Origin of the sequence: Burkholderia sp. MSh2 (assembly GCF_000731655.1) — a bacterium.
Lineage (GTDB): Bacteria > Pseudomonadota > Gammaproteobacteria > Burkholderiales > Burkholderiaceae > Burkholderia > Burkholderia paludis.
Genome location: NZ_JPGM01000066.1, coordinates 21,282 through 46,884, shown reverse-complemented (window position 1 = coordinate 46,884; position 25,603 = coordinate 21,282). Strand labels below are relative to the sequence as shown.

General features: G+C 62.9%; 23 protein-coding genes and 1 pseudogene. 7 read left to right on the top strand and 17 right to left on the bottom strand.

Features of this window, described 5'->3' with window-relative positions:
- Positions 1–157: 157 nt before the first annotated feature.
- The 4 genes from GQ57_RS31455 to tssH form a co-directional block, all read right to left on the bottom strand.
- The gene (locus tag GQ57_RS31455; RefSeq protein WP_031402501.1) at positions 158–643 is read right to left on the bottom strand and encodes an Hcp family type VI secretion system effector; all 486 of its coding nucleotides are present in this window, start codon (positions 641–643) and stop codon (positions 158–160) included.
- Positions 644–732: 89 nt separating this feature from the next.
- Positions 733–2,226, bottom strand: coding sequence for a type VI secretion system contractile sheath large subunit (gene tssC / locus GQ57_RS31450; protein ID WP_031402500.1), 1,494 nt, complete (start codon positions 2,224–2,226; stop codon positions 733–735).
- Between the two features lie 27 nt (positions 2,227–2,253).
- A complete protein-coding gene (gene tssB / locus GQ57_RS31445; protein ID WP_031402499.1) occupies positions 2,254–2,793 on the bottom strand; it encodes a type VI secretion system contractile sheath small subunit in 540 nt (179 codons plus the stop codon).
- 36 nt (positions 2,794–2,829) lie between these two features.
- A complete protein-coding gene (tssH, locus tag GQ57_RS31440) occupies positions 2,830–5,511 on the bottom strand; it encodes a type VI secretion system ATPase TssH (RefSeq protein WP_034199896.1) in 2,682 nt (893 codons plus the stop codon).
- Positions 5,512–6,058: 547 nt separating this feature from the next.
- Here tssH and GQ57_RS31435 point away from each other — a divergent pair.
- From GQ57_RS31435 to GQ57_RS40620, 7 genes and pseudogenes are all read left to right on the top strand, one after another.
- Positions 6,059–6,721, top strand: a complete 663-nt coding sequence (locus tag GQ57_RS31435) for a TagK domain-containing protein (RefSeq protein ID WP_034199895.1) — start codon at positions 6,059–6,061, stop codon at positions 6,719–6,721.
- Complete coding sequence (locus GQ57_RS31430) at positions 6,718–7,569, top strand: type VI secretion system accessory protein TagJ (protein ID WP_034199894.1); 852 nt, start codon at positions 6,718–6,720, stop codon at positions 7,567–7,569. Before GQ57_RS31435 ends, GQ57_RS31430 begins: the two co-directional genes overlap by 4 nt.
- The gene (gene tssE, locus GQ57_RS31425) at positions 7,562–8,119 is read left to right on the top strand and encodes a type VI secretion system baseplate subunit TssE (protein ID WP_031402495.1); all 558 of its coding nucleotides are present in this window, start codon (positions 7,562–7,564) and stop codon (positions 8,117–8,119) included. The genes GQ57_RS31430 and tssE overlap by 8 nt, the downstream gene beginning before the upstream one ends.
- A gap of 38 nt (positions 8,120–8,157) precedes the next feature.
- Entirely contained in the window at positions 8,158–10,047 is a 1,890-nt protein-coding gene (gene tssF / locus GQ57_RS31420) for a type VI secretion system baseplate subunit TssF (protein WP_034199893.1), read from the top strand.
- Entirely contained in the window at positions 10,047–11,108 is a 1,062-nt protein-coding gene (tssG, locus tag GQ57_RS31415) for a type VI secretion system baseplate subunit TssG (protein WP_031402493.1), read from the top strand. Before tssF ends, tssG begins: the two co-directional genes overlap by 1 nt.
- A gap of 7 nt (positions 11,109–11,115) precedes the next feature.
- The gene (locus GQ57_RS31410; RefSeq protein WP_031402492.1) at positions 11,116–12,249 is read left to right on the top strand and encodes a type VI secretion system protein TssA; all 1,134 of its coding nucleotides are present in this window, start codon (positions 11,116–11,118) and stop codon (positions 12,247–12,249) included.
- Between the two features lie 206 nt (positions 12,250–12,455).
- Positions 12,456–12,665: pseudogene (locus tag GQ57_RS40620) on the top strand (IS256 family transposase); the annotation flags it as partial.
- An 804-nt stretch (positions 12,666–13,469) separates the two neighbouring features.
- Here GQ57_RS40620 and GQ57_RS31405 read toward each other — a convergent pair.
- The 13 genes from GQ57_RS31405 to GQ57_RS31345 form a co-directional block, all read right to left on the bottom strand.
- Positions 13,470–14,624 carry an acyl-CoA dehydrogenase family protein gene (locus tag GQ57_RS31405; protein WP_034199892.1) on the bottom strand — a complete coding sequence of 385 codons (1,155 nt, stop codon included), beginning with the start codon at positions 14,622–14,624 and terminating at the stop codon, positions 13,470–13,472.
- A 21-nt stretch (positions 14,625–14,645) separates the two neighbouring features.
- Positions 14,646–15,725, bottom strand: a complete 1,080-nt coding sequence (locus tag GQ57_RS31400; protein ID WP_034199891.1) for an acyl-CoA dehydrogenase family protein — start codon at positions 15,723–15,725, stop codon at positions 14,646–14,648.
- A 97-nt stretch (positions 15,726–15,822) separates the two neighbouring features.
- Complete coding sequence (locus tag GQ57_RS31395; RefSeq protein ID WP_160257572.1) at positions 15,823–16,986, bottom strand: CaiB/BaiF CoA transferase family protein; 1,164 nt, start codon at positions 16,984–16,986, stop codon at positions 15,823–15,825.
- 154 nt (positions 16,987–17,140) lie between these two features.
- Positions 17,141–18,259, bottom strand: a complete 1,119-nt coding sequence (locus GQ57_RS31390; protein WP_034199890.1) for a porin — start codon at positions 18,257–18,259, stop codon at positions 17,141–17,143.
- Positions 18,260–18,514: 255 nt separating this feature from the next.
- Positions 18,515–19,528 (bottom strand): 4-hydroxy-2-oxovalerate aldolase, encoded by a 1,014-nt coding sequence (gene dmpG / locus GQ57_RS31385; protein ID WP_034199889.1) that lies wholly within the window; start codon positions 19,526–19,528, stop codon positions 18,515–18,517.
- Between the two features lie 13 nt (positions 19,529–19,541).
- Positions 19,542–20,483 (bottom strand): acetaldehyde dehydrogenase (acetylating), encoded by a 942-nt coding sequence (locus GQ57_RS31380; protein WP_034199888.1) that lies wholly within the window; start codon positions 20,481–20,483, stop codon positions 19,542–19,544.
- Positions 20,484–20,496: 13 nt separating this feature from the next.
- Positions 20,497–21,285: a 2-keto-4-pentenoate hydratase gene (locus tag GQ57_RS31375; protein ID WP_034199887.1), complete on the bottom strand. Its 789-nt coding sequence runs from the start codon at positions 21,283–21,285 to the stop codon at positions 20,497–20,499.
- Between the two features lie 10 nt (positions 21,286–21,295).
- Positions 21,296–22,162 carry an alpha/beta fold hydrolase gene (locus GQ57_RS31370; protein WP_034199886.1) on the bottom strand — a complete coding sequence of 289 codons (867 nt, stop codon included), beginning with the start codon at positions 22,160–22,162 and terminating at the stop codon, positions 21,296–21,298.
- A 77-nt stretch (positions 22,163–22,239) separates the two neighbouring features.
- Positions 22,240–22,974 (bottom strand): class II aldolase/adducin family protein, encoded by a 735-nt coding sequence (locus GQ57_RS31365; RefSeq protein ID WP_034199885.1) that lies wholly within the window; start codon positions 22,972–22,974, stop codon positions 22,240–22,242.
- Positions 22,971–23,309 carry a non-heme iron oxygenase ferredoxin subunit gene (locus GQ57_RS31360; protein WP_034199884.1) on the bottom strand — a complete coding sequence of 113 codons (339 nt, stop codon included), beginning with the start codon at positions 23,307–23,309 and terminating at the stop codon, positions 22,971–22,973. The genes GQ57_RS31365 and GQ57_RS31360 overlap by 4 nt, the downstream gene beginning before the upstream one ends.
- 8 nt (positions 23,310–23,317) lie before the next feature.
- Entirely contained in the window at positions 23,318–24,088 is a 771-nt protein-coding gene (locus GQ57_RS31355; protein WP_031402481.1) for an SDR family oxidoreductase, read from the bottom strand.
- A 5-nt stretch (positions 24,089–24,093) separates the two neighbouring features.
- On the bottom strand, positions 24,094–25,038 hold the full coding sequence (locus GQ57_RS31350; RefSeq protein ID WP_034199883.1) for a VOC family protein: 945 nt from the start codon (positions 25,036–25,038) through the stop codon (positions 24,094–24,096).
- A gap of 12 nt (positions 25,039–25,050) precedes the next feature.
- Positions 25,051–25,593, bottom strand: a complete 543-nt coding sequence (locus GQ57_RS31345) for an aromatic-ring-hydroxylating dioxygenase subunit beta (RefSeq protein WP_034199907.1) — start codon at positions 25,591–25,593, stop codon at positions 25,051–25,053.
- Between the last annotated feature and the right edge of the window lie 10 nt (positions 25,594–25,603).

Here is a 25,603-nt window from a genome sequence, read left to right as displayed (position 1 = left end):
CAGATGAACCTCTAGTTGCGCCGCGCACAAGGAAGCCGATCCTCCATTTGCGCACGACGCATGGCGGGCTCGCGCTCTCGCGCAGCCCTTGAGTAACCTGAAGCTGCACCGCACACGGCGAAGCCGATCCTTCGCCCGTGCGCGGTGCATCCCCGGCTTACGCTTCCTTGTTGCCCTTGATGTCGTAGCTGGCCGTGACGGCGCCGCCGCTGCCGCCCTGCGCGTTCTGAACGACATACTCCTGCTTCACCTTCGCGAACGACAGCGACACCGTCTCGCGGCTCTTTTCAGCGTCCAGCTTGCTGCCCGACGGCTTCACGCGCGTGACGATCACATCGCTCATCGTGACCTTCAGGTATTCGAGCGGGTTGCCGCCGGCCTTGCGCATCACCAGCGTCGCCTGGTCGATGTGCTTGCCCGTCAGCGCGTACTTCATCAGGTTCGGGCTCGCACGATCGATGTTGTGTTCGAACGTGAGATCCTTGACCGTCGCCTTGCCGGCGCCGCCGCCGCTGCCGGCATGCATCGACGATTCCTGGAGGATTTCCCAGTCCCAGTTCAGGACTTCGATTTCGTCCTTGTGCTTGTCGTCGAGCGACTCGCCGTTGATGCCGTCGATCTTCAGAAAAATATCCTGCGCCATCTGTAGTACTCCTTTTCTTTAATAAATAAAAAGATGCCGCGCACCACGAGAGTGATGGCTTTACGCGCGGCCGAACAGGCCCTTCACCCTCAAGCGGCTTCTTTGATCGACGGCAGCTTCGTCACGAGTCGCAGCGAAACCGTCAGACCTTCGAGCTGGAAGTGCGGACGCAGGAAGAATTTCGCCTGGTAGTAGCCGGGATTGCCTTCGACGTCCTCGACGAGGACTTCGGCTGCGGCAAGCGGCCGGCGCGCCTTGGTGTCCTGTGACGAGTTGACCGGATCCGCATCGACGTAGTGCATGACCCATTCATTCAGCCAGCGCTGCATGTCCTCGCGCTCCTTGAACGCACCGATCTTGTCGCGCACGATGCACTTCAGGTAATGCGCGAAGCGCGAGCATGCGAACAGGTACGGCAGACGCGCGGACAGGTTCGCGTTGGCCGTTGCATCGGGATCGTGGTATTCGGCCGGCTTCTGCAGCGACTGTGCACCGATGAAGGTCGCGTGGTCCGTGTTCTTGCGATGCACCAGCGGAATGAAACCGTTCTTCGACAGTTCGGCTTCGCGGCGATCCGAAATCGCAATCTCCGTCGGACACTTCATGTCAACGCCGCCGTCGTCGGTCGGGAACGTATGGCAGGGCAGGTTCTCGACCGTACCGCCCGACTCGACGCCGCGGATCAGCGAGCACCAGCCATACTGCTTGAACGAACGGTTGATATTGACGCCCATCGCGTACGCGGCATTCGCCCAGCCGTAGCGGCTGTGGTCCGAGCCGTTCGTTTCTTCCTCGAAATCGAACTCGTCGACCGGATTGGTCTTGGCGCCGTACGGCAAGCGCGCGAGGAACCGGGGCATCGCGAGACCCACGTAACGCGCGTCTTCGGTGTTGCGCAGCGAATTCCAGGCAGCGTATTCGAGGTTCTGCGTGAAGATCTTCGTCAGGTCACGCGGATTCGCGAGTTCCTGCCAGGACTCCATCTGCAGCACGGACGGAGCGGCACCGGTAATGAACGGCGTGTGCGAGGCTGCCGCGACCTTCGCGATGGAGCCCAGCAGATCGACGTCGGGCGGCGTGTGGTCGAAATAGTAGTCGGCGACGAGACATCCGTACGGTTCGCCGCCGAGCTGACCGTATTCCTGCTCGTAGATTTGCTTGAACAGCGGGCTTTGATCCCATGCCAGCCCCTTGTACCGGCGCATCGTGCGATGCAGTTCGGTCTTCGAGACATCGAGGACGCGGATCTTGAGATGCTCGTCGGTTTCCGTGTTCGACACGAGGTGGTTCAGGCCGCGCCAGGCCGATTCCAGTGCCTGGTAATCCTCGTGGTGCAGAATCAGGTTGATCTGCTCGGAGAGCTTGTGGTCGATCTGCGCAATGATGGCCGCAATGCTCTTGTACGCGTCGTCGCTGATCGTGATCGATTGCGACAGGGCCTGTTCCGCCAGCGTCTGCACCGCGAATTCGACGGCCTCGCGCGCCTGCTCGGTTTTCGGACGGAATTCCTTTTCAAGCAGTTGCGTGAAGTCGGATTGAGTTGCCGCGTGCGCCTGGACGGCCTGTGCTTGCTGTTTCGCCATGGTGGTCTTCCTCGGTCGGTTCGTCGGTCAGTTCGCTTCGTTTGCCTCGGCCGCGTCACCATCGTGACGCTCGGGCTTCGGCGCGGCGGCGAGCGACTTGAGCAATGCCGGGTCTTGCAGCAGTTGCGTCACGAGCGCTTCGGCGCCCGACTTGCCATCCATGTACGTCTGCAGATTCGCAAGCTGCGTACGTGCCTCGAGCAATTGACGCAGCGGCTCGACCTTGCGGGCGATCGCGGCCGGCGAGAAATCCTCCATGCTCTCGAACGTCATGTCGACCATCATCTGGCCTTCACCCGTCAGCGTGTTCGGCACGGCAAACGCGATGCGCGGACGGATCGCCTTCATGCGCTCATCGAAATTGTCGATGTCGATTTCCAGGAACCGTCGATCCGTCACGGCCGGGAGCGGCTCGACCGGATGCTTGCCGGACAGATCGGCCAGCACGCCCATCACGAACGGGAGTTCGACCTTCTTCTCCGAGCCGTAAACCTCGACGTCGTACTCGATCTGCACACGCGGCGCACGATTGCGCGCGATGAATTTCTGCGAACTGCTAGCGGACATGAACAATCTCCAGACGGTGGTAGAGAACTCCCAAGCTCAATGCGACAGCTCGGCGACATGGAAGGGCATCGCCTCAAACGTCAGTGCTTGTGCAGGCGGTGCGGAAGAATCGGCGACGCTGATCTCGATATGCGCCAGCGGGGCCTTTGAAGTGAAAGCATCGAGCCAGAGCGCGGACAGGCGCGGCAGGATGTGTTGCTCGATAAAACCGATGAGCACGCGCGCCCCCGTTTCCTGTACGAGACAGCGGCCGACGATGTAGTCGACCACCGCGTCGTCGAACGTGAGCGTGATGTCGTGACTGTCGGCCATGCGCTCGACCACACGCCCCAGATGCAGGCGAACGATGCGGGCGAGCCCGTCGTCGGCAAGCGGCCGGTACGGCACGACCGCCACCCGCCCGAGAAAGGCGGCGGGAAAGGCTTTGAGCAATTCGGGGACGAGCGCGTCCCGCAAGCCGTCCATGTCCGGCGCGAGCGCCGGATCGGCACACAGGCTCGCACTCAGGTCGGAGCCGACGTTACTGGTCAGCAGGATCGTCGTGTTGCGAAAATCGATGTGACGGCCGTCGCCATCTTCCATGTAGCCCTTGTCGAACACCTGGAAGAACATTTCGTGTACGTCGCGATGGGCTTTCTCGATCTCATCGAGCAGGACCACTGAATACGGACGTCGGCGCACGGCCTCGGTCAGCACCCCGCCTTCACCGTAACCGACGTATCCGGGCGGCGCCCCTTTCAGACCCGACACGGTGTGGGCCTCCTGATACTCGCTCATGTTGATCGTGATCAGGTTCTGTTCGCCACCGTACAACGCCTCGGCCAGCGCCAGTGCGGTTTCAGTCTTGCCAACGCCCGACGGTCCTGCCAGCAGGAACACGCCGAGCGGCTTCTTCGGGTCGGTCAGGCCGGCCCGTGCGGTCTGCACGCGCTCGCCGATCAGACGAAGCGCATCCGTCTGCCCGATCACGCGCGCCTCCAGCGTTTCAGGCAGCCGGCGCACGGCCGCGATCTCGTCGGTGACCATGCGGCCGACGGGAATGCCTGTCCAGTCCGACACGATCTCCGCGACGATCGCCTCGCCCACCTCCGGAAACACGAGCGGCGTATCGCCCTGGAGGGTTGCCAGCGCGCGTTCGAGTTCGCGCAGCGCGCCGAGCGTCGGTCGCCCGGTTTCGACCTCTCCCTCCGCGGCTTCACGCGCGGCAAGCAGCGCCTGCGCAGCCGCAGCCTCGTCGCGCCAACGGGCTTCAACCGCAGCCGCTTCCGTCACCAGCGTGTCGATGCGTGCGCGCACGTCGGCCAGTGCCTTGTCCGCCTCCAGGCCGATACGCGCCTCCCGTACGAGCAGCGTTTCTTCCGCACGCGCGGCCGCGAGACGCTGACGCACGTCGTCGAGTTCGCGCGGGGTCGCATGTTGCGACAGCGCCACCCGGGCGCAGGCGGTATCGAGCAGGCTGATCGCCTTGTCCGGCAACTGGCGTGCCGGAATATAGCGATGCGACAACGTCACCGCGCCGCGGATTGCTTCATCACGCACCACGACACCGTGATGCGTCGAAAACGTTTGCACGAGCCCCCGGACCATGTCGATGGCCGCGGCTTCGGACGGCTCCGCGACCTGCAGCACCTGAAAGCGCCGGGTCAATGCGGGATCCTTCTCGATATGCCGCTTGTACTCTGCCCATGTGGTCGCGCCAATGGTGCGAATCGTCCCGCGCGCCAGTGCCGGCTTCAGCAGGTTCGCGGCGTCACCCGTGCCCGCCTGACCACCCGCGCCGATCAACGTGTGTATCTCGTCGATAAAGAGAATCACGGGCACGGGCGATCTGGCGGCCGCTTCGAGCAGCCCCTTCAGACGGGCTTCGAACTCGCCTTTCATGCTGGCACCGGCAAGCAGGGCCCCGACGTCGAGGCTCAGCAGGCGCACATCTTTCAGTTTCGGCGGCACATTGCCGGATGCGATGGCGCGCGCAAGGCCTTCCACCACGGCTGTCTTGCCAACGCCCGCCTCACCGGTCAGCAGCGGATTGTTCTGCCGGCGACGCAACAGCACATCGATCATCGTGCGAATCTCGAGCTCGCGGCCGATGACCGGATCGATCTCGCCGGCCCCGGCGTGCGCCGTCAGATCCGTGCAGTACTGTTCAAGCGAGCCGCTCTTTTGTCCGTGCTGCATCGCGCCGGACGCCTCGCCCGGCGTGGCGGGCAACAACCCGGTGTTGTCGTAAGGAGCGTCGGCAGCCTCCGGCGAGCCAGCGATCCAGGCCGGCAGCACGTCATCGAGACCATCGACCGGAATCTTGCCGAAGGCAGGAGAAATGGAAAGCAGCACCCGCCGCAGGTCGGGGGTGGACACGAGCGCCCCGATCAGCCACGCACCGCGCACGCAGCGGTCGCCGTATTCGAGCGTCGCGAGCACCCAGGCGCGCTCGATCGCCGATTCGATATGCCATGAAAAATCGCTGATCGAGCTTGCGCCGGCGGGCAACGCGGCCAGCGCGCGCGCCAGGTCGCGCTCGAGCGCATCCCGATCAATGCCGGCATGGCGCACGATTCGTTGAAAATCACCATCCGGCTGCTGCAGCAACTGATGCAGCCAGTGGACGAGTTCAACAAACGGGTTCCCGCGCAACTTGCAGAAGTTCGTTGCGGATTCAATGCCACGGTAAAGCTGGACCCCGAGCTTACCGAATAGTGCTTGACGTGAAATCGTCATGTTGGTCTTTATTTTTACTACGACGGCCAGAACACCTGTCACTCCTGTCAGGATTACTAACTCAAAAACCTGACCTGATGGAGCCGAAAGTTCTCAATATATCGCTCTCTCACCGATGCAATTCAAACCACCCGAACCGCACGAGCTTCGCATTATCAACACGAAACAGGAAGGCCGTCAACGCATTATTCATGTCAATAACAGCGAGAACGAATCACGATCAATGCACCGAATCTCCACGCTTTTCCGGCAGCAATCCATCTTCCAGACCACGTTATCGGAAGGTACATCACACCGACAACACATACCGTAAACCATTGTTATCTCTAAATAAAATTCGAACGCATACAGACAATCCATCACCGTAACCCCGATTACTTCTTGATTTTCAACGAATCCGATCTTTCATTTAACTGTTTTTTACACTTAGGCTCCAATCTCAAAAATACCCCACCCATGAATTCACCGCGCGGATTATCAATATCAAGATGGACGAGACGCCAGCACTCATGTTTAAAATGCGAACTTCTTGTCATCGGACTCCCAGATGCGCTCTCTACGCTTCCGGTGGCGCCGTCAACCGGCGCCCTTGCACACCGAGCCTTTACTCGGCAATGCGCACGCGCTGCACACTTCCGACCAGGCAGACTTCGACCTTGTGGCGAGCGAGATGGGAGATCTTCCTCATGGTGACGGGGACGTGCTCGAACAGTTGGGAATCGGATTCCGGGACAGCACCTCGGCACATGTGAGCCCATCGGGCCATGCCCCCCACACTGCACCTGCGAGCGCCGATGCGCTGATCGACACGCTGCACGCGCAATACTGGCGCACCCTGAACGATCCCAACGCAGCGATCAGTCCGGAGTGGGCGCCGGCGGCAGAGGAAACCGAGGCGCCTGTCGCCAGGCCGGATTCGTCTGCTCCCCGCCACACGTCCGGTAGCGGCGGCGAATCCGATTCGATCGAAGCCCTGTTGTTCGGCGATCGCACGCTCAACGACGAGTTCGAACAATTGGACGGGCACGCCGAACCCGCATTCGACATCGTCCCTATTCCGGAGGTGTTGCGATTGTTCGCGCCACCCGAATTTCAAGCCGCAGCGGCTCGACGCGGTCCGGCGCTACCGCCCGCGCTCACGCGGCGCGAACACCACGCGCTGACCGTGGACAGTCCGCTCTCCGCCCCCTCGCAGAAGGACGAAGGATGACCCGGCTCACAGCCCCCGACACTGCCCTCACCCTTCGCCTGAGTGAGGCTTCGCTCGCCGAACAGATCGAGCGCGTCTCGGCCCGCCTGCGGGCGCAGCCGACCACGGCCGCCCATCGTTGGGCGCTGTTCCAGCTCATGTGTGTCACCGGTGAATGGACACGGGCGATTCAACAGTTGCAGACGTGGGCAAGGCTCGAACCGGATCAGGCGGCAACGGCTCAGGTCTATCGCGACCTGATCCGGGCCGAACGCTGGCGTCGGCAAGTGGTCGAAGGACACGAACGTCCGGGCTTCGTACTGGAGCCTCCAGCCTGGGTCGATGGTCTGCTCGACGCCCTGCGCCTTGCGGCGAACGGCCAGACCGAGCAGGCGGATGACGCGCGGGATACCGTATTCGACGTCGCACCGAGCCGTCCAATTCGGATTCCTGAAGGAAAAGCAACCTGGATCGTCGACAGCGATTCCCGTTTCGGCCCGATCTGCGAGGTCATCACGGCCGGACACTACCGATGGGTGCCGTTCGCCGATCTGGCCGCGTGGCGCGTATCGCCACCGACGAAGCCGATCGACCTGGTCTGGGCGCCCTGCACCCTCACCCTCGTCGACGGCGCGATCGTTCACGGCTTCATGCCGGCTCGGTATCCGAATTCCGAGGCAGGTGACGATGCCATGCGCCTCGGGCACACCACCGTCTGGCGGGAAAACGGGCGCACCGGCATCACCGCACTCGGACAAAAGACCTGGGCGACGGATCAGGGCGATTTCGGCCTGTTCGAACTGGCAAACGCGGAGTTCGGCGCGCGTGTCGCCGGCGCCGTCTCCCTCGGCGAGCAAGTCGATGACTGAACGCAAGAAGCGCTCGCCAGTGGACGGGCTCGCGGTTCGTACGCCTCGACGAGCGAATACGCACCTGATGCCGACCTTGCTCGACCGGCTTCGCGACGATGCACCGCATCGGCAGACCGAAGCTCCCGAGGAATATACGGTTACGCGCAAACAAATGCGCGACATCGTGCAACGCGACCTTGCCTATTTGCTCAATACCACGAGCATCGAGGACCAGATCGATCGCACGCGCCATCCACACGCCGCGGCATCGACCGTCAACTTCGGGGTGCCGCCGCTAGCGGGCGCATTTATCGCCTCGCGGCAGTGGAACGATGTCGAGCAGATGGTTCGGCAGGCCATTACCGATTTCGAACCTCGACTGCTTCCCGATTCGCTCGTCGTGTCCCCCCGCCCGAGTCATGACGCCGCGGGCGATCACCACAACGTCCTCGCATTCGAAGTTCGCGGCCTGATTCACATGGATCCGTATCCGCTCGAATTCATGGTGCAAAGCTCGCTGGATCTCGAAACGAGCGAGATCCGCATCACCGGCATGCGCACCAGCTAGCCACCGCGCGACCCAACGACAACAACGAGACCACACCGATGGACCCGCGACTGCTCGACTACTACAACCAGGAACTCATCTACATGCGCGAGCTGGCTGCCGAATTCGCGCATGCACACCCCAAGATCGCTCGGCGCCTGGGCATGCAGGCCGGCGAGGTAGCCGATCCGTATGTCGAGCGGCTGATCGAGTCGTTCAGCTTCATGGCGGCACGCATGCAGATCAAGCTCGACGCCGAATTTCCGCGGTTTACCGAGCGGCTGCTCGAGGTGATCTATCCGAACTACGTTGCGCCGACGCCATCGATTGCAGTCGCCCGGCTGTATCCCGGCCGGACCGAAGGCAACCTCGTCGGGGGGTACCGCATCGCGCGCGGAACATCGTTCACCGCCCGCATTCCCGAAGGGGAAAGGACCGCGTGTCAGTTCACGAGCGGACAGGACGTGACGTTGTGGCCGCTCACGATTACCGAAGCGCGCCTGACCGGCATTCCGCCGGATATTCCGGGGCTCTCCCGATACGTCCCGCCCGACACCCAGGTACGCGGCGCGTTGCGGCTGCGGCTGGCCACGACCGGCGACATGCGGATCGCCGATCTGAAGGGACTCGACCGGCTTCCCGTGTATCTGGCGGGCGACGAGCAGGTCGCTTCCCATCTGTTCGAGTTGCTGCATGCCGGCGCAATCGCTTCCGTGATCGGCGCGCCCGGCGAGTTCGGCGCCCCCGGTCGCCCGCCCGTCGCAGTCACCGGCAATGCGGTGGATCACGAAGGCTTGCGCACCGATCAGAACCTGCTGCCCCTGACATGGGCAAAGTTTCACGGGCACAACCTTTTGCACGAGTATTTCGCGTGTCCGGCAAGGTTCTGGTTCTTCGCCCTGAACGGTCTGGCCGAAGGCTTCTCGAGAGTGGTCGGACGCGAGGTGGAAATCGTCGTGCTGCTCGATCGCTCGCCCGCCGAGCTGGGCAACCTCGTCGACGCATCCCGCTTCGCCCTGTTCTGCACGCCGGTCATCAATCTGTTCAGCAAACACACCGACCGGATCGAGATCTCGCCGCGCGAAACCGAGTTCCATCTCGTGCCGGCGCGGCTCGCCCCCCTCGATTACGAGGTGTTCGCCGTCGAGAATGTATACGGCCGTGCGGCTGCGACGTCCGCGGAGCTCGAGTTCCGCCCGCTCTACCAGACACTGAACAACGACGAAGGCAATCACGGACGCTACTTCTCGATGCGACGCGAACGACGGCTCGTGTCCGATTCGGCACGCCGCTACGGCACGCGCACGCCGTACGTCGGAACCGAGGCCTTTCTGTCGCTCGTCGATCAGAACGAGGCACCGTACAACGAGAACATCCGCTTTCTGTCCGTCGATGCCCTGCTGACGAACCGGGATCTCGCCACGCTCGTGCCGCGCGACGGCGTGCACGATCTGGAGACGGCCGAATCGGCTCCGGTCGAGAGCATCGGCCTCATCCGGTCGCCGAGCCCTCCGCTGCCGCCGTACGCCGAGCGTGAAATGGCGTGGCGCCTGATCCGCCAGCTCAATTTCAACTACCTGCCGCTCGACGAGCTCGATCATCGTGAAGGCGGTCAAGGATTGCGCGACCTGCTTCGCCTGTACCTGGCCGACGGCGACTCCGGGCAAGGCCGGCAAGTGGAAAGCCTCGTCGGCGTCAAAACGCGCCCCGTGACGCGCAAGCTGCCGGGAACGGGGCCAATGACGTTCGGGCGCGGCATCGAGTGTGCGCTGACGGTCGACGAAACCGGCTTTTCCGGCGTGAGCCCTTATCTCTTCGGCGTCATCCTCGAGCATTGGCTCGCGCGGCACGTCTCGATCAACAGCTTTACTCAAACCGAGTTGCATTCGATGCAGCGTGGCCGGATTGCCCGCTGGCCCGTGCGCACCGGCTCGCGCGGAGTGCTGTGATGAAGCGCGCGACGCTACCGGCCCTGTTGCGCGACAGCACGCTTTCGCCTGAACTGCTTGAGCGGTTGCAGGCCGAACCGTGGCGGTTTGGCTTTCTGTCGCTGTTGCGACGCATCGGCGCGAACCCGGCGATCGACCCGATCGGCACCGCTCGCCGGCCGCGCGCCGAACCGTTTCGGCTCGGGCAGCAGCCAAGCCTTGCCTTTGCGCCGCGCGAGCTCGCGAGCGTACAGGAAGCCGAGGGGCGACTGAAGGTGCGCCTGTTCGGCCTTGGAATGCTCGGTCCCAACGGTCCGCTGCCGATTCACGTCACCGAGATGGCGAAGGATCGTGAGGACAGCCGGCGCGACGTGACGACAGTGGATTTCTTCGACATCTTCCACCATCGCTTTTTTACGCTGTTCTATCGCGCATGGGCCTCGGCCCAGTCGGCCGCCGGCCTCGACCGGACGAATGAAGAGCGGTTCTCGTTCTACGTTGCCAGCCTCACCGGACAGGATGTTGACGAGATTGGCCAGCGCCCCCTTCCTTCACATGCGCGTCTGGCGGCATCGGCGCACCTCGTGCGCGAATCGCGTAATCCGGACGGCTTGCGTGCCACGCTCGAACGCTACTTCAACGTGCCGGTCGCCATCGAAGAAAACGTATTTCACTGGATTGAAATCGATCCCGCCGATCGCGGCCGCATGGGGCGCCCTGGAGCGGCCGCAACGATGGGGCAAGGTGCAATGCTCGGCCGCGTCGCGCCGGATCGCCAGCATCGGTTTCGCATCGTGATCGGACCGGTGGATCTCGACGCCTATCTGCGCTTTACGCCACAGGGCGAGGATCTGCCACGGCTCGTCGAATGGGTACGAGCGTTTGTCGGCTACGAGCTGGAATGGGAGCTCGAGCTGCGCATCAAACCCGAAAGCGCGCCCGCAGCAGTCATGGGCGGACAGCAGCGCATGGGCTGGTCCGGGTGGCTGGGCCGTCCGTCGCCACACAAGCCGATTACCGGCATGCGCTTCGAGCCCGAGCGCTATGTACGCCACTTCGATCGTCGCGCCACGCATTCCTGAAAAGACCATGAGCAAGAAGCCATCCGCCGCACCGAAACAGCCCGGCCAGACACCCGCAGCAGGCAAGCCGCACCTCGACTGGCTCGCGCCCGTGAGCGACGCTGCGCCCTGCGGCCCGGATCTCGAATACGACCACGATTTCGTGGTGCTGTTCGCGAGCGCCGCACCCAAGCAGGATGTGCAATACGGGAATTTCGTCGGCGGAGCCGACCCGCTGAACTGGAGCGAGATCGAGCGGGATTGCCGGCGGCTCATGCTGCGCACGAAGGATATGCGTGTCGCCGTCATCCATACGCGTTGCCGCGCACGGCTGGGCGGCGCAGCAGGTCTTGCCGAAGGAACCGGGCTTCTGGCCGCATGGCTGCAGACGTTTCCCGACCAGATCCATCCGCAGGCGGGCGTCGAAGACGATCGCGAGGCCGTGCTGGACATGCGGATGAATGCGTTGCAGGGGCTCGCCGACCCCGATGGACTCCTGGCCGACGTACGGGAGATCGTGCTGGTGAAGTCGACCGCCACTCGGCTGCAGGTGCGCGACGTCGAACGCGCTTTCGCGCATCCGCGCCCGGCCGACGCCCTCGCACCCGATTCGGTCATTCAGCAGTTGCAGGATCTGCGCCTGCAACAGCCGGCAACGATGAAAGCTTTCGACGAGACCATGTCGAATCTCGCCGCCATCGACAGGTGGTGCACTGAGTTTCTGGATGCGTATCTGCCCGACTTCTCGTCCTTGATGCGCGTTCTTCAACTCCTGCAGCAGGGCGAGCAGCGCATCGAATCGGTACGGGATACCGCATCGGAGCCTGACGCCGACGGTCACGATCGGCGCACGATGGATGACGCGCATACGACCGACGCCTTTCCCGATCAGTACAACGACGAATACATCGATGCCGACCGGCCGTCGGGTGCAGCGTCGCGCACCGACGACCCGCCCGACGACCGACAGGAGGCGCTGGCATTGATTCGTGCGGCGCGACAATGGTTCGAGATGCATGAGCCCAGCAGCCCGATCCCGGTATTGCTGAAACGCGCCGAACAGTTCGTTGGCAAACGCTACGCGGAAGTGGTCAAGGCCATCCCCGCCGAGCTTCTGGCGCAATGGGAAGAAGATTCCGTCGCAGGAAACGGTCCGGATTGACAGGCAAGATTCGACACGGCTTCTACCCACAATCAACGTCATACATCCGGATCCGGAATCCGAGTGTTATGAGATTCCTTGATGTGGATCGGTATTCACGCAAGCGCTTGAATGCCCAATCTACAAGAGTTACGCGGGAAATTTCCAAATTTTTATACCGACCGCTCGGCGCGGAAACGCGAGGCACCGGCTAGATCATGCCGGTTACGAGCGCTATCGAGAATATCAACTCGCAGCTACGCAAGATCGCCCAGACCCGGGGCAACTTCCCGACCGACAAGGCGGCAACGAAACCAATTTGGCTAGCACTTCGCAACATCACGGCTGACTGGGGACATGCCGCTCACGACTGGAAAACAGCCATGAACCCGTTCGCTATCTTTTCTGCGGATCGATTCATTCGACCATCCGCCTGAGTCTCAACCTCGTCTTGAACACGGAAATTCTGACATCCCCGCCGTGCACTACTCATGCATTGTTATAACGAGTTCATGTTCCTGTCGCGTTTCCTTCCGTTGCTGTTCCCCGGCGATAACCGGGAAACACTCGACATCGCGTTTCCATGGTGAACCCACTCACACGCGCCAATTGCCACGAGAAGCAACTTCTGTGCATTGTCGCCCCGATTGACGAGCCGCATCGACGCGCTGCTCGTCTCCCTTCGCGGCTGGATGTGCGCCGCGATCAAGCTGTGCGCCCAGGGCGAAGTCCTCTTTGTGCTTCGAGATATCGAGCGCTGCGAGACAGGGCACGCAAAAGCAGGCGGAAAGTGCAGTGCTGGAATCGACACCGGGTCACAAAATGAGGCCGAGAATGACGACTTATCACGCTCATTCAATTCGTGACGAACACAACCCGACTGCTTACCCTGGCAAATCCTGACACACTCGTCTGGATACCTACACTTTCGATGTCGACCTCCAAATGGGTTCACTGTGTCAGATTCGGCAGCTTGCCACGCTGTTCCAGTCGAGCACGGGAGGCGGCTGTTCGGCTGTTCGGCTGTTCGGCTGTTCGGCTGTTCGGCTGTTCGGCTGTTCGGACGATCGGACGATCGGACGATCGGAAATGAAAAGTCCGGGGGGAGTAAAAAACCTGCTTCGGCATCGGCCTGCGGGCTCACGCCGCCTATCCGGAATCCCCCCGGTATTTGGTCGTCTCGGGCTCAATCGATCTTCGATCGTCGTTTCCTCACAGCGCGTCTCCCGTGTCAACCGATCCTAGTTCAGTTCCTTGTTCGAATATCCGAGCAGCCATCGGGCAACGATCAGACGGTTGACCTCGCCCGCACCTTCGAAAATATCGAATATGCGGGCGTCGCGAAACCACTTCTCGGCCAGTCGCGCCTCCGTCAACGCGAGCGGGCCGAGGATCTCCATGCAATCCTGGCTGATGCGCCGCGTAGCCGTACCGCCTAGCGCCTTCGCCATCGAGGCCTCGATCATCGTTCGCTCGTCGGTCACGCCGTTCTGCTGCTCGGCCCATTTCGCATGCAGGATCATCAGTTCCGTCGCGTCGTGCAGCGCTTCAAGAGCGATGATGCGATCCTGTACCGCGGAGCGCGCATTGCGCCCGCATTCGTAATCGATCGCGCGTCCTTCGTCTAGCAACGTATCCCGGACTTCGTCGAGCAAATTCCTGGCGGTCTTCAACCCAAAGGCGGTCACCATCGCGCGCGACCCGTTGAACACCATCAACGTACGCTTGAGATCCGTATCGAGCTTGTGCGTCGGCGGCACCCGACAGTCCTGCAGCACGAAATCCGCGGTGTCCCATGCGCGTATGCCCATCTTGTCGACCTGGCCAAGCAGCACCAGGCCCGGCATATTCTTCTCGACCACGAACGAGTGGAACGGGCGGATACCCCGTTCATCCGGCGGCCCCTTCAGCAATACGACCGCACCTGCCGCTTCGCCGAAGCCAGAACAATAGATCTTCTCGCCATTGAGTACCCACTCATTCGTGGCTTCGTCGTAGCGCGCGTGCCCGGCCATCGCGCGCGGATCGGAGCCGGCGCCCGGCTCCGAGATCGCGATCGAAAGCAGCTTGTCGCCGAACCGGTCGACCTGATCCGGCGTCCCCGCATATTCGATGATCCTGGTTCCGAGGAACCGGCTCGTGTCGCGCCTCATGCGAACGTCCGGATGCTCCAGAAACAGCAGGGACTGCGTCACGATCGGGCCGCTCGTTCCGGCAGGATCCGCGTCGAGCAGTGCATAAGGATCCGGACGATCCGCCGATTCCGGAAGCGCAACCGGCTCCAGTTCTTCGTGATTCTGATCGTAGTACCGTGCATATTTCCGGGCAATCTTCGCATCCTCGCGAGCCATGCTCACCAAGTGCTCGTCCCGCGGCGTGAGCGTAAAGTCAACCATGTTCGATCTCCTTGGTTTATGTCAGATCCCTGCGACGCCTTCGAGCATCGAGACGGCCCGGGCATTGCGATACCACATTTCGATCGGATGCTCGCGCACGAATCCGTGCCCGCCGAAGATCTGCAAACCCTCGTCCGCGATCAGCATCGCCTGACGAGCGGCATAGGTGTAGGCAAGTCGGGCCGAGCGCGTGGCGTGTTGGCCGTTCCCCAGCTCGAAAGCGGCACGCCATGCCATCAGTCGCATTGCCGACACATCGATGTACGCATCCGCGATACGAAAAGCGACCGATTGCTTGCTCGCCAGCGCCGCGCCATGCACCACGCGGTCCTTCGCGTAAGGGATGACGTATTCCAGGATCCCGCGCGACAAGCCGACCATCACGGCGGCAAGACCCGCGCGCGACGAATCGACAATGCGTTGAATGTCGGCGTCCGCGTGTTCACCCAGGCGCGCCTTGGGTGCAATCTGCACGTCGTCGAAACACACGTCGCTCATCGCGAGCGCGCGCAGTCCGACGGTCGGAACGGGCGCCTCCACGCGGACGCCCGGCGCGGCGCGATCGACGATGAAGGCCGCGCGTTCGCCGTCAGCTTGAGCAATGACCAGGAAATGGCTGGCGGCGGAGGCAAGCGGCACCAGGGTTTTGCGTCCCGTGAGCCGCCACCCGTCGCCATCGCGAACGGCCTCTGTCTTCGGCATCGAGACATCGGCGTCGACGTGCGGCTCCATCACCGCAATCGCGGCGGCATGAAACGAGTTGCGTTGGAAGAGCGGCAGCAGAGCCTGACGCTGTGCCACCGACCCCTGCCCCATGATGGCTTGCTCGAATGCAATCGGTGTTGCGAGTGCGAGCGCCAGCGTCGCGTCGGCAGCGGCCAGTTCCTCGAGCACGATCGCATTGAGAACCGAGCCTTGACGCTTGTTCTCGGTGTCCTGCATCTGGGCGAGCCCGGTCGACCACAGCAAATCCAGCGTCGACGCCGGAATGGCCGACTCGCGGTCCAGCTTCTGCGCGATCGGCCGCAATTCCCCTTCCGCGAAACTTCTCATCGCGGATCGTGCGATTTCCTGTTCTTCGCTCAAATCGAAAGTAATCACGTGTCTCTCCTGTTCTCCTGCACGATGCAGTTCAAGTCATTTCCGCGATGCTCGTCGATATGCAACCGGCATCAGCAAGCGGCGCCGGGAAAAACGGTCACGAACGCTTCTCTTGTTGTTTCGTCATGCCTGTCACTTCTTCGGTATGCTCGCCAAGAACCGGTGCGCGTCTTCTGACGTCGATCGTCGAGCGTTCGAAACGCACCGGAAAATTCATCTGTCGAATCACGCCGAATTCAGGGTCTTCGTGATCGACATAGATGTCGCTGGCCCGGACCTGCGGATCCTCGAAGAATTCGTCCAGTGTGTAGATCGGACCAAGCGCCACACCCTCGGCTTTCGCGCGCTCCAGAACGTCGGCGCGGGTCATCGCAGTCGCCCGCCTGCCGAGCAGTTGCCACATTTCGCCATTTCGTTCGATTCTTTTCGCCGGCGACTTCCAGGTTTCGTCATCGAGCAGGTCTTCTCGCCCGAAAAGGCGACAGGCCGCCGCAAACTGGTCGTCGGTCTGGATGTGGCCGATGACCCATCCGTCGCTGGTTCGAAGCGGGTGATGGATGTCAAGAGGAGACGCCTTCCGGGCGTCCGGCGTCAGGAACGTGTGGTTCCCGATATTGTCGGTAAGCCCGAACCACGAAAAGGCGTTCAATAGCGACGCATCGATGCGCTGCCCGCGTCCGTCGTTGCGCGTTCGGTGCAGCAGCGCCGCCAGAACCGCACTCGCCGTGATCGTCGCGGTGGACTTGTCCACCAGCAGGTTGCGGATGGGTTCCGGCGTATCGCCACGCCCCTGGAGATACATGACGCCGGTCATACCCTGCAGAACGTGGTCGTACGCAGGCTGGGACGCATACGGCCCTGACTCGCCAAACCCGGAGATCGACGTGTAGACGAGCCTCGGGTTGGCATCGCGTAGCGCGTCGTATCCGAGGCCGAGACGGTCCATCACACGAGGGCGCATGTTGTGGATCAACACATCGGCCGACAGCGCCAGCCCGACCGCTTGCTCCAGATCCCTGGGCGATTTCAGATCCAGAACCACACTCTTCTTGCCCCGGTTCACCGTCATGAACAGCGCACCCATGCCCTTGTGGAACGGTCCGACACGGCGCATCGGATCGCCTTCCGGCGGCTCGATCTTGATGACCTCCGCACCCATGTCCGCCAGGATCTGACCAGCCAACGGCGCCGACACCATCGATCCGAACTCCAGAACGCGCAGCCCTGAACATGGCCCGCTTGCCTGTGCTTCTTCGCTCATCATTTCCTCCAGTAACCACGCGCCGGCAACGATTTCCCGATACCTGTTTCCATCAATAAAATTAATAGTAGTCCGAATTTATTATTCGACTACTTCCGACTCTCAAACCACCTTCAGAAGGCGTATCAATACGCCCGGCGCGTCGATGCCGCGATCAGAACAGGTGCCGGATACCGACCATTGCTCCCGCCTGCCCCACGCCCGCGGCAGGAACGGCCGTAACAGGACTGCTCGCCGAAACCGAGTAAACCGCACCGCTACCGCTGTTCTTCATGTACGCAACCAGGCCGTAGACGGAAGTCCGCGTGGAAAGCCGGTAGTTGGCGCGCACCACACCCATCGTTCCGTCCGCATCGTACGAGCGATTCCTGACATGAGAGACCTGGGCGTCGAAGGTCCACGCCACATAGCTCACCGATGCGCCGAGGTAGCCGAGATCCGTTCGCACGGTCATGACATCTCCGTTGATTTCCCGGTGCACCCATCCGCCCGCGACCTTCACGTTCCCGACGAGAACGTAGCCGTTTACCTGATAGCGCCGGTCGCTATCGCCTGAACCGCCGAACGCGACACCGCGCACGCCCGGCACGACCGTTATCGCAGTCGCACCTGCGCCGCCGCGCTGTTCGTCGTAAATGAGCGCGGTGCCCCAGGCAGGACGGTCATACTTCAGCATGGCGGTCACGGCGCGGCACGACATCATGTCGCCCGGCAACTGCCCGCCGCAATTGCCGGCCGGCAGGCCGTCGCGTCCGAACGAATAGCTGACGCCCAGCGTCAGGTCCGAGAATGTGCCGCGGTATTCGATGCTGTTGTCGGCGCGTGCCGCGGCAAGATAGCCGTCGAACGACCCCAGGCTGAACGCTGCCGGACCGATCACGTCCGCATCGGCCATCCCGTACATCGTCATGTTCATCTGCCGCCCCATGGTCACCTGTCCCCACTCGCCCTTGATCCCGACGAACGACTGGCGGCCGAACAAGCGGCCGTTCTGAAGCAAGGTCCCGTTGGCCGGCGCGAAGCCGCTTTCGAGCGTGAACACCGTCTTGATTCCACCGCCCAAATCCTCCTCGCCACGTATCCCCCAACGCGACGGCAGGTCACCGCCGCTGATCGTCGGGAATCGCACCATTGCACCGCCCGTGGCTGACGCATGCGTGAAGAACTCCACGCCGGTATCGACGATTCCATACAAGGTAATGGCCGGTTGTGCACATACGGGGGCGCAGATACTCCCCGCTATTGCGAATAGCGCTGCTCGTTGATGCCTCATGTGTCTCCTTCACCTCTATCCGACGGCTTTTTTTTATTCCTGAACAAGAGACGTCCGGCAGATCGCCATTGAAGCTGCGTTGCCGAAGTGCACGTGTTCATTCAATACAGGCTCGTCTCTCTTATTTCGTGACGCTGGTCTCTGGTGGCCTCCTTTTGACAATGCGGATCTCCGTCTCGCGGCGATATCGTCAGGGGGCGAAACAACGGCTCGACCGACGCGTCCGGTGTTTGCCCCACGCTTGCGGCTTCGGCGTTACGCGGTGTCGCGCAACAGATCCAGTGCGACATCCACGATCATGTCCTCCTGCCCGCCCACCATGCGCCGCCGGCCAAGCTCGACGAGGATGTCCACGGTCTTCAGGCCGTATTTCCGCGCGGCCGCTTCCGAGTGGCGCAGGAAGCTCGAATACACGCCCGCATAACCAAGCGCGAGCGTCTCGCGATCCACCCGTACCGGGCGGTCCTGCAGCGGGCGCACGATGTCGTCGGCCGCGTCCATCAGCGTGTAGAGATCCGTGCCGTGCCGCCAGCCGATGCGCTCCGCAGCCGCGATGAACACCTCCAGCGGCGCATTTCCCGCACCGGCGCCCATGCCGGCGAGGCTCGCATCGATGCGGTCGCAACCCTCCTCCACGGCGACGATCGAGTTCGCGACACCCAGGCTCAGGTTGTGGTGCGCATGGATGCCCGTCTGCGTGTCGGGCTTCAGCACCGCCTTGATGGCGCGAAAACGGTCGCGCACGTCGTTCATGCTGAGCGCACCGCCCGAGTCGACGACATAGATGCAGGTCGCGCCATAGCTTTCCATCTTCTTCGCCTCGACGGCCAGTTTCTCCGGCGTCGTCATATGGCTCATCATCAGGAAGCCGACCGTATCCATCCCGAGTTCGCGCGCATACTCGATGTGCTGCTTCGAGATATCCGCCTCGGTGCAATGCGTCGCGATGCGCACCACGCGCGCACCTGCACCGTATGCGGCTTTCAGGTCATGAATCGTGCCGATGCCGGGGAGCAGCAGCGTGGCGATCTGCGCGTGCTCGACGACGTCGGCCGCCGCCTCGATCCACTCGAGATCGCTGTGCGCGCCGAAGCCGTAGTTGAAGCTCGATCCCTGCAGGCCGTCGCCGTGCGCGACCTCGATGCTGTCGACGTGCGCGCGATCCAGCGCGCGGGCGATCGCCTGAACGTTTTCGATCGAGTATTGATGGCGAATCGCGTGGCTGCCGTCACGCAGTGTCACGTCGGAAATATAGAGTTTCTCGTTCATGCCCGTGCTCCAGTCAGACGACACGCATCGATCGCGCCATGCGCTCGCCGGTGGCGAGCGCGGCTGACGTCATGATGTCCAGATTGCCCGCGTAGGCCGGCAGGTAGTGCGCCGCGCCCTCTACTTCAATGAGGATGGACGTCTTCAGGCCGCTGAATTTTCCGATCCCCGGAATGCTGAGCGGCGCGCTCGCGGGAATCTCGTCGAACTGCACCTTCTGCTTGAGCCGATACCCCGGCACGTACGCGCTCACCGCCTTCGCCATCTCTTCGATCGACGCCGCGATCTCGCCGCGGTTCGCGGCCTCGGACAGCACGTAGACGGTGTCGCGCATCATCAGCGGCGGCTCGGCCGGGTTCAGGATGATGATCGCCTTGCCCTTGGTCGCGCCACCGACCGCCTCGATCGCCTTCGATGTCGTTTCGGTAAACTCGTCGATGTTGGCGCGCGTGCCGGGCCCCGCCGATTTGCTGCTGATTGACGCGACGATCTCCGCATAATGGACGTTCGCGACGCGCGAGACGGCCGCGACCATCGGAATCGTCGCCTGGCCGCCGCACGTCACCATGTTGACGTTCAGCGCATCGAGGTGCGCGTCGAGGTTCACGACCGGCACGCAATACGGGCCGATCGCGGCAGGCGTGAGATCGATCACGCGGACACCGGGTTTCAGCGCGTGCAGCAATGCGTCGTTCTTCACATGCGCGCCGGCCGAGGTGGCATCGAACACGAAATCGATTTCGTCGAACACCGGAAGGCGTACGAGCCCCTCGACGCCTTCGTGCGTCGTGGCGACGCCGAGCCGCTCGGCGCGCGCGAGACCGTCGGACGCAGGATCGATGCCGACCATCGCCGCCATCTCGATGTGCTTGCCGTGACGCATGATCTTGATCATCAGGTCGGTGCCGATGTTGCCCGAACCGATGATCGCGGCCTTGTGCGTGTGATGAATCATGTGAAAACCCTCGTCAGGAGAAGATCGCCCGCACCGGGGCGAAGCCGTCGATGTGCGCCGTATAGGTCAGGCCCGCCTGCACCGGTACCATCGGCCCCAATGCGCCGGTCAGGATCACGTCGCCCGCACGCATCGGCGTGCCGACCTCGACCAGCGTGTCGGCCAGCCAACGCGCGGCGTTCAGCGGATTGCCGAGGCACGCGGCTCCCATGCCCTTCGACACCGTCTCCGCCCCGCAGATCATTCGCATCGATAGCCCGGCAAGGTCGAGCGTCGACAGCGCAACCGGCTGCGTGCCGAGCACGAACAGGCCCGACGAAGCGTTGTCCGCCACCGTATCGACGAAGCGGATGTTCCAGCCGGCAATTCGGCTGTCCGCCACCTCGATCGCCGCCAGCGCATAGGCCGTCGCATCGATCAGATCGGCAACGGTGTTGCGCTCGTGGACGAGATCCTTGTTCAGTACGAGCGCAATCTCTGCCTCGACCTTCGGCTGCATCAGACGCGACGTATCGATCGGCTCGCCGTCGACGATCGCCATGTCGTCCAGCAGCGTGCCGAAATCCGGACGGTCGACGCCAAGCTGTTTCTGCACCGCCAGCGATGTCAGGCCGATTTTCCTGCCGACGATTCGCCGGCCCGCCGACAACTGACGCTGGATGTTGAGCTGCTGCACCGCATAGGCGAACGCCGCCTGCGCGTGCTCATCCATGCCCTCCAGGCGATCGCGGACCGGCGGACACGGCTCGTTACGCTGCTGCGCGCTCCACAGTCGTTCTGCAATGGTGTTTTCTTCGGTCATTTTCGGATGCTCACTCCACCTTCCCGGTCTTGAAGAATCGGACCGCGAGGTCGTTGAACTCGTCGATCGCCTCGTATTGCGGCCAGTGGGCCGCGTCGCCCTTCATGAAATACAGGAGGCTTCCCGGCACCCGTGCGTGGGCGGCCTTCACGGATTCGGTGTCGTGGATCGGGTTGTCGTGCGTCCACAGGAACAGCGTTCCCGCCGGCAGCTGGTCGAGCGGAATCAGGTACTCATCGTGGCGCGCGAGGATTTCGTTGAGCTTCGGCAGCACGGCGCGGCTTTCGGGACGCAAGTAGATGCGCAGGCGCAAATCGACGAGTTCGTCGTCGACGAGATGGCGATTGTTCGGGTGCATCAGCCAGTGCATGCGCGCCTGGACGGAATCGTAGGTCGGCGTGTTGTCGATGTTGCGTTTGTTCAGCCCGATGAAGGTCTGCAGATCCTGCTTGCCCTTGTCGGTCACGATCGGAATGCCGCCCGCCGTATTGAGCATCAGGCGTCGCACGCGATGGGGGTTTGCCGCGGCGAAATGGCCGGACACCCAGCCGCCGAGCGACTCGCCCGAGAGGTGGGCGGCCTCGATCCCGAGGGCGTCCATCAGTTCGCCCAGTTGCCCGGCCAGCATGATCGGGCTGTATTCCCGAACCGGCTTGCTGGACAAGCCATGCCCGACATAGTCGAACGCGACCACATGAAAGTCTTTCGACAGCGGGACGATGTTCTTTGCGTACGCTTCCAGATGGCCATTGATGCCGTGCAGGAAGATGATCGTTTCGGGATTGCCTTTCCCGGCCTCGGCGATTCGAATCGTGCCGAAGGTCTTCGTGTCGACGTAGCGGATTTCCGCGCCGAGCAAATCAAGCCAGAGACTCATCGTATGTTCCTCGAGTAGAAGCAGGCACCGCGACGTGCCGCTCAGGGTTGTAGCGGGGTATTACGGATCGCCGGCCATCACGACCCGCTCCCCCAGAGTGGAACGGGAAACCCGGCTTCGTTCGCCGCAGCCTCGGGGTCCCCTGCCGTCAGGAATTCCCACAGACGTTCGAATACCGCGCCGGAGCTGACTTGCCGCGCGCCGACCTCGTCGGGCGTCAGGCCCTCCGCATCGGCAATCCGGTCGCCGGTCATCGACCGCACGAGCCCCTCGATCCGAGCAGCGTCTTCGAGACACCATGCGAAGCCCGTGGCCAATTCGATGCCCGGTCCGACCGTGATGGCGCCATTTGCGCGCATGACCAGCGACGGCGCATCGCCCAGGCGGGCGGCCAGTTGCGCGGCCAGCCCGTCGTCGCGCAGCAGCCGGGGGTCGTCCCAGAACTTGCAGGCCGCATTGAATGCGCCCACGCCATGACGGGGCGTGGGCACGAGCCGGAGCGTGGACAGCGCGACGACGTTGGGCGGCATCACACGACATACGCCCCCGACGTCGGGACGCAGCCTGTAGACCTGCTGGTGAATGCGCACCTCGCCCAACACACCGGGCGGCAGCGGTGCGTGGATCGGCACCACCGTGCCCGGCTCTCCCGGGGCGATCTGCCCCATCGGCCGCGATGCGCAGACCAGAAACGACGCGTCGTCGATTCGTGCGCTGCAATGGCCCCATGCCTGCACCAGGCCATGGCGCGCGAGCGCGCGCGCCGCAACGCGCACGCGACGCTGGAGGACGGTGAGATCGATGCCGCTCATGGCGCGTGGGCTCCCGCATCGACAAACACGCGGCCGCCTTCGATCGTCACCGGCCAGGTGCGGATCGCATGCTCGCACGGCATCGCACAAGGCTGGCCGTTGCGAATATCGAAACGCCCGAAATGCCAGCTGCATTCGACTTCGTAACCTTCCAGCGAACCGTCTTCCGACAACGACGCATCCCCGTGCGAACAGATGTCGTCGGTCACGTAGAACGCGCCGTCGACGCAGTAGATCGCCACCGCGTGCCCCGACGGCAGCGTCCCGCGGCGGATGTCGCCGTCTGCCAATTCGTCGGTTGCACACAGGTCTGTCAATTCAGTGATCGTATTCATCCTGATCCTCACAGCATCGTGCTGCCGCCATTGACGCTGATCACCTGCCCGGTGACGAACGCCGCTTCCGGCAACGCCAGATACCCCACCATCGAAGCAACCTCCTCGATTTCGCCCACCCGGCCGACCGGGATGACGTCCACGAATTCCTGCGCGAGCCGCGGGTTCGACTTCTTCACCATGACCCAGGCCTCGGTATTCACCGCGCACGGGGCCACCGTGTTGACGGTCACGCCACTAGATGCGAACTCGCGCGCCAGTCCGGTCGTCAGGGCATGCATGCCGCCCTTCGCCGCGTTGTATCCCGCGTGGGCCGGCAGCCCGTTGCGAACCGAGTCGGCGCCGATATTCACGATCCGGCCGTACTTCGCAGCGAGCATGCCGGGCAGGAAAATCCGGCTGCACCAGATGCCCGTCCAGAGATTCCGGTCGATAGTCGCCTTGAGCGTCTCCGGCGTGTGTTCCAGGAACGGACGAATGACACCGCCGCCCGCGCAATTCACGAGAATCTGCGCGGCGCCGAATCGTCTGGCGACCGCACGGTGCAGCGCCTGCGCACCGCGCTCCTTCGACAGGTCCGCCGCGTGCGTCGCGATCGAACGGCCGAACGACTTCGCGAGCCGTTCGCGCGCCGCCGACAGCGACGCCCGATCGATGTCCGACGCCACAACGCTTGCACCCAGTTGCAGCAAGCGCTCGACGATGCCGAATCCGATGCCGTGCGCGCCGCCGGTCACCACCGCCACCTGGCCTTCCAGATTGGTTTCTGTTTTCTTCATGGCGCTCAACCGATCACTTTCTGCATCATGGGCGCAGCGATGACGGCCACGTCCCGTTCGATCGGGCCGCTGCGACCGAACTCGCCATCCGGTACCGCGCCCCAGACGTCGAGCGATTCGGGCACGGGCTCCAGGTAGCGCGGCGGACGTGCGCCGTGTTCAGCAAACTCTTCCATCCCGAAGCTGTACTCCACCGTGATGCCGTCCGGATCGAGAAAGTAGAAAAACACGCTGTCGGAAGGCGGATGCCTTCCCGGGCCGAACACCACCTTCACGTCATGTTTCTTGATCCGGTAGAGCGCCTGCCCGATGTCATCGATATTCGTGACCATGAAGTTCACGTGATGGAAGTGACTGCTGCTCGCGGGACCGACGGCGAACGTGTGATGGAACGGATTCGGATGGCAGCGCATGAACACGATGCGATCCTCGATCAGATCGGAAATCCGGAAGCCGAAATCCCGAACCAGCGAATCCCGGCTCGCCTCGAAGTTCTCCGCGCCGATCACGATATGGCCGATCCGCGCGATCTTCGCGACCGTCGGCACGAACGGTTTGCTCAGGTGCATGCTGCCCGCGAACAACTCGAACAGCAGGCCGCTGTGCCGTTCCCGTACGCGGAAGCCCGGCCCCTGCTTCATCCGTCGGGCTTCGTCCTTCGGCACCCATACCGGCGCCATGTCGAGCTGCTCGAAATGCGCGAACGCGGCCCGCACGTCGCTTTCCTGCTCCAGCTCAAAGCCGACGCGCTTGAGGCCGTGCCCGGCCGCCTGGCAGAGCACGACGTTGTGATGGTCCCGGCTGCATCGGAGGTAGGCAATCTCTTCATCCTGCTGCACCACCTCGAGGCCGACGACCTGTTCGTAGAACGCGACCGAACGGCTCAGGTCGGTGACGTTGATCGCGGCGTAGCCGAGCTTCTTGTAGCGAAACGGAAGCGTGATATCCATGGTCACCCCATTTCAAAGAATGATGCTCACCCGCCCGTGCGGGCGGAGCGCTTCGAGGTCCAGGAAGCAGCGCTTCTCGACGATCCTGAGCTGCTGGTCGACGCGGCGCAGGCGATAGTACGAGCTGCCGACATAAGCATCGTTGTTGCCGAACTTGATTCGGTACGTCACGAACGCGGCGGCCACCTTGATCTCGTCCGGGCCGGCTTCGAGAATGCGAACATTGCTCACCAGGTGGCGCGTCCTCGAACGCGGGTACTCGGAATGGGCGGTCTTCTTCATCAGCCGGATCACGCGTTCGCGCAACCGGACCGGATCGTCCGCGATATAGAACAGGCTGTCGTCCGCGCTCGCGGTGCGCGGCAGATCGGTCGACGGCACGTAGTAGCATCCGTCGCCGGCGAACAGGGCGAGCCAGTCGTGGAGCTGCCAGGTGTCGAGCAGTTCCGCTTCGTGGTAAAGCAGGTCTTCCACTTCCGTGCGCGTGACGTACGGCGCGAAGTCGCTCGACGAGGGGACGCGCATGGGCGCGCTTTCGAGTGTGACGGCATTCATGGGCGTGTCC

Excerpts from the sequence above, each read along its gene's own strand:
- GQ57_RS31455 (WP_031402501.1), bottom strand. The coding sequence starts at position 643 with ATGGCGCAGGATATTTTTCTGAAGATCGACGGCATCAACGGCGAGTCG.
- tssC (WP_031402500.1), bottom strand. The coding sequence starts at position 2,226 with ATGGCGAAACAGCAAGCACAGGCCGTCCAGGCGCACGCGGCAACTCAA.
- tssB (WP_031402499.1), bottom strand. The coding sequence starts at position 2,793 with ATGTCCGCTAGCAGTTCGCAGAAATTCATCGCGCGCAATCGTGCGCCG.
- tssH (WP_034199896.1), bottom strand. The coding sequence starts at position 5,511 with ATGACGATTTCACGTCAAGCACTATTCGGTAAGCTCGGGGTCCAGCTT.
- GQ57_RS31435 (WP_034199895.1), top strand. The coding sequence starts at position 6,059 with ATGCGCTCTCTACGCTTCCGGTGGCGCCGTCAACCGGCGCCCTTGCAC.
- GQ57_RS31430 (WP_034199894.1), top strand. The coding sequence starts at position 6,718 with ATGACCCGGCTCACAGCCCCCGACACTGCCCTCACCCTTCGCCTGAGT.
- tssE (WP_031402495.1), top strand. The coding sequence starts at position 7,562 with ATGACTGAACGCAAGAAGCGCTCGCCAGTGGACGGGCTCGCGGTTCGT.
- tssF (WP_034199893.1), top strand. The coding sequence starts at position 8,158 with ATGGACCCGCGACTGCTCGACTACTACAACCAGGAACTCATCTACATG.
- tssG (WP_031402493.1), top strand. The coding sequence starts at position 10,047 with ATGAAGCGCGCGACGCTACCGGCCCTGTTGCGCGACAGCACGCTTTCG.
- GQ57_RS31410 (WP_031402492.1), top strand. The coding sequence starts at position 11,116 with ATGAGCAAGAAGCCATCCGCCGCACCGAAACAGCCCGGCCAGACACCC.
- GQ57_RS31405 (WP_034199892.1), bottom strand. The coding sequence starts at position 14,624 with ATGGTTGACTTTACGCTCACGCCGCGGGACGAGCACTTGGTGAGCATG.
- GQ57_RS31395 (WP_160257572.1), bottom strand. The coding sequence starts at position 16,986 with ATGAGCGAAGAAGCACAGGCAAGCGGGCCATGTTCAGGGCTGCGCGTT.
- GQ57_RS31390 (WP_034199890.1), bottom strand. The coding sequence starts at position 18,259 with ATGAGGCATCAACGAGCAGCGCTATTCGCAATAGCGGGGAGTATCTGC.
- dmpG (WP_034199889.1), bottom strand. The coding sequence starts at position 19,528 with ATGAACGAGAAACTCTATATTTCCGACGTGACACTGCGTGACGGCAGC.
- GQ57_RS31380 (WP_034199888.1), bottom strand. The coding sequence starts at position 20,483 with ATGATTCATCACACGCACAAGGCCGCGATCATCGGTTCGGGCAACATC.
- GQ57_RS31375 (WP_034199887.1), bottom strand. The coding sequence starts at position 21,285 with ATGACCGAAGAAAACACCATTGCAGAACGACTGTGGAGCGCGCAGCAG.
- GQ57_RS31370 (WP_034199886.1), bottom strand. The coding sequence starts at position 22,162 with ATGAGTCTCTGGCTTGATTTGCTCGGCGCGGAAATCCGCTACGTCGAC.
- GQ57_RS31365 (WP_034199885.1), bottom strand. The coding sequence starts at position 22,974 with ATGAGCGGCATCGATCTCACCGTCCTCCAGCGTCGCGTGCGCGTTGCG.
- GQ57_RS31360 (WP_034199884.1), bottom strand. The coding sequence starts at position 23,309 with ATGAATACGATCACTGAATTGACAGACCTGTGTGCAACCGACGAATTG.
- GQ57_RS31355 (WP_031402481.1), bottom strand. The coding sequence starts at position 24,088 with ATGAAGAAAACAGAAACCAATCTGGAAGGCCAGGTGGCGGTGGTGACC.
- GQ57_RS31350 (WP_034199883.1), bottom strand. The coding sequence starts at position 25,038 with ATGGATATCACGCTTCCGTTTCGCTACAAGAAGCTCGGCTACGCCGCG.
- GQ57_RS31345 (WP_034199907.1), bottom strand. The coding sequence starts at position 25,593 with ATGAATGCCGTCACACTCGAAAGCGCGCCCATGCGCGTCCCCTCGTCG.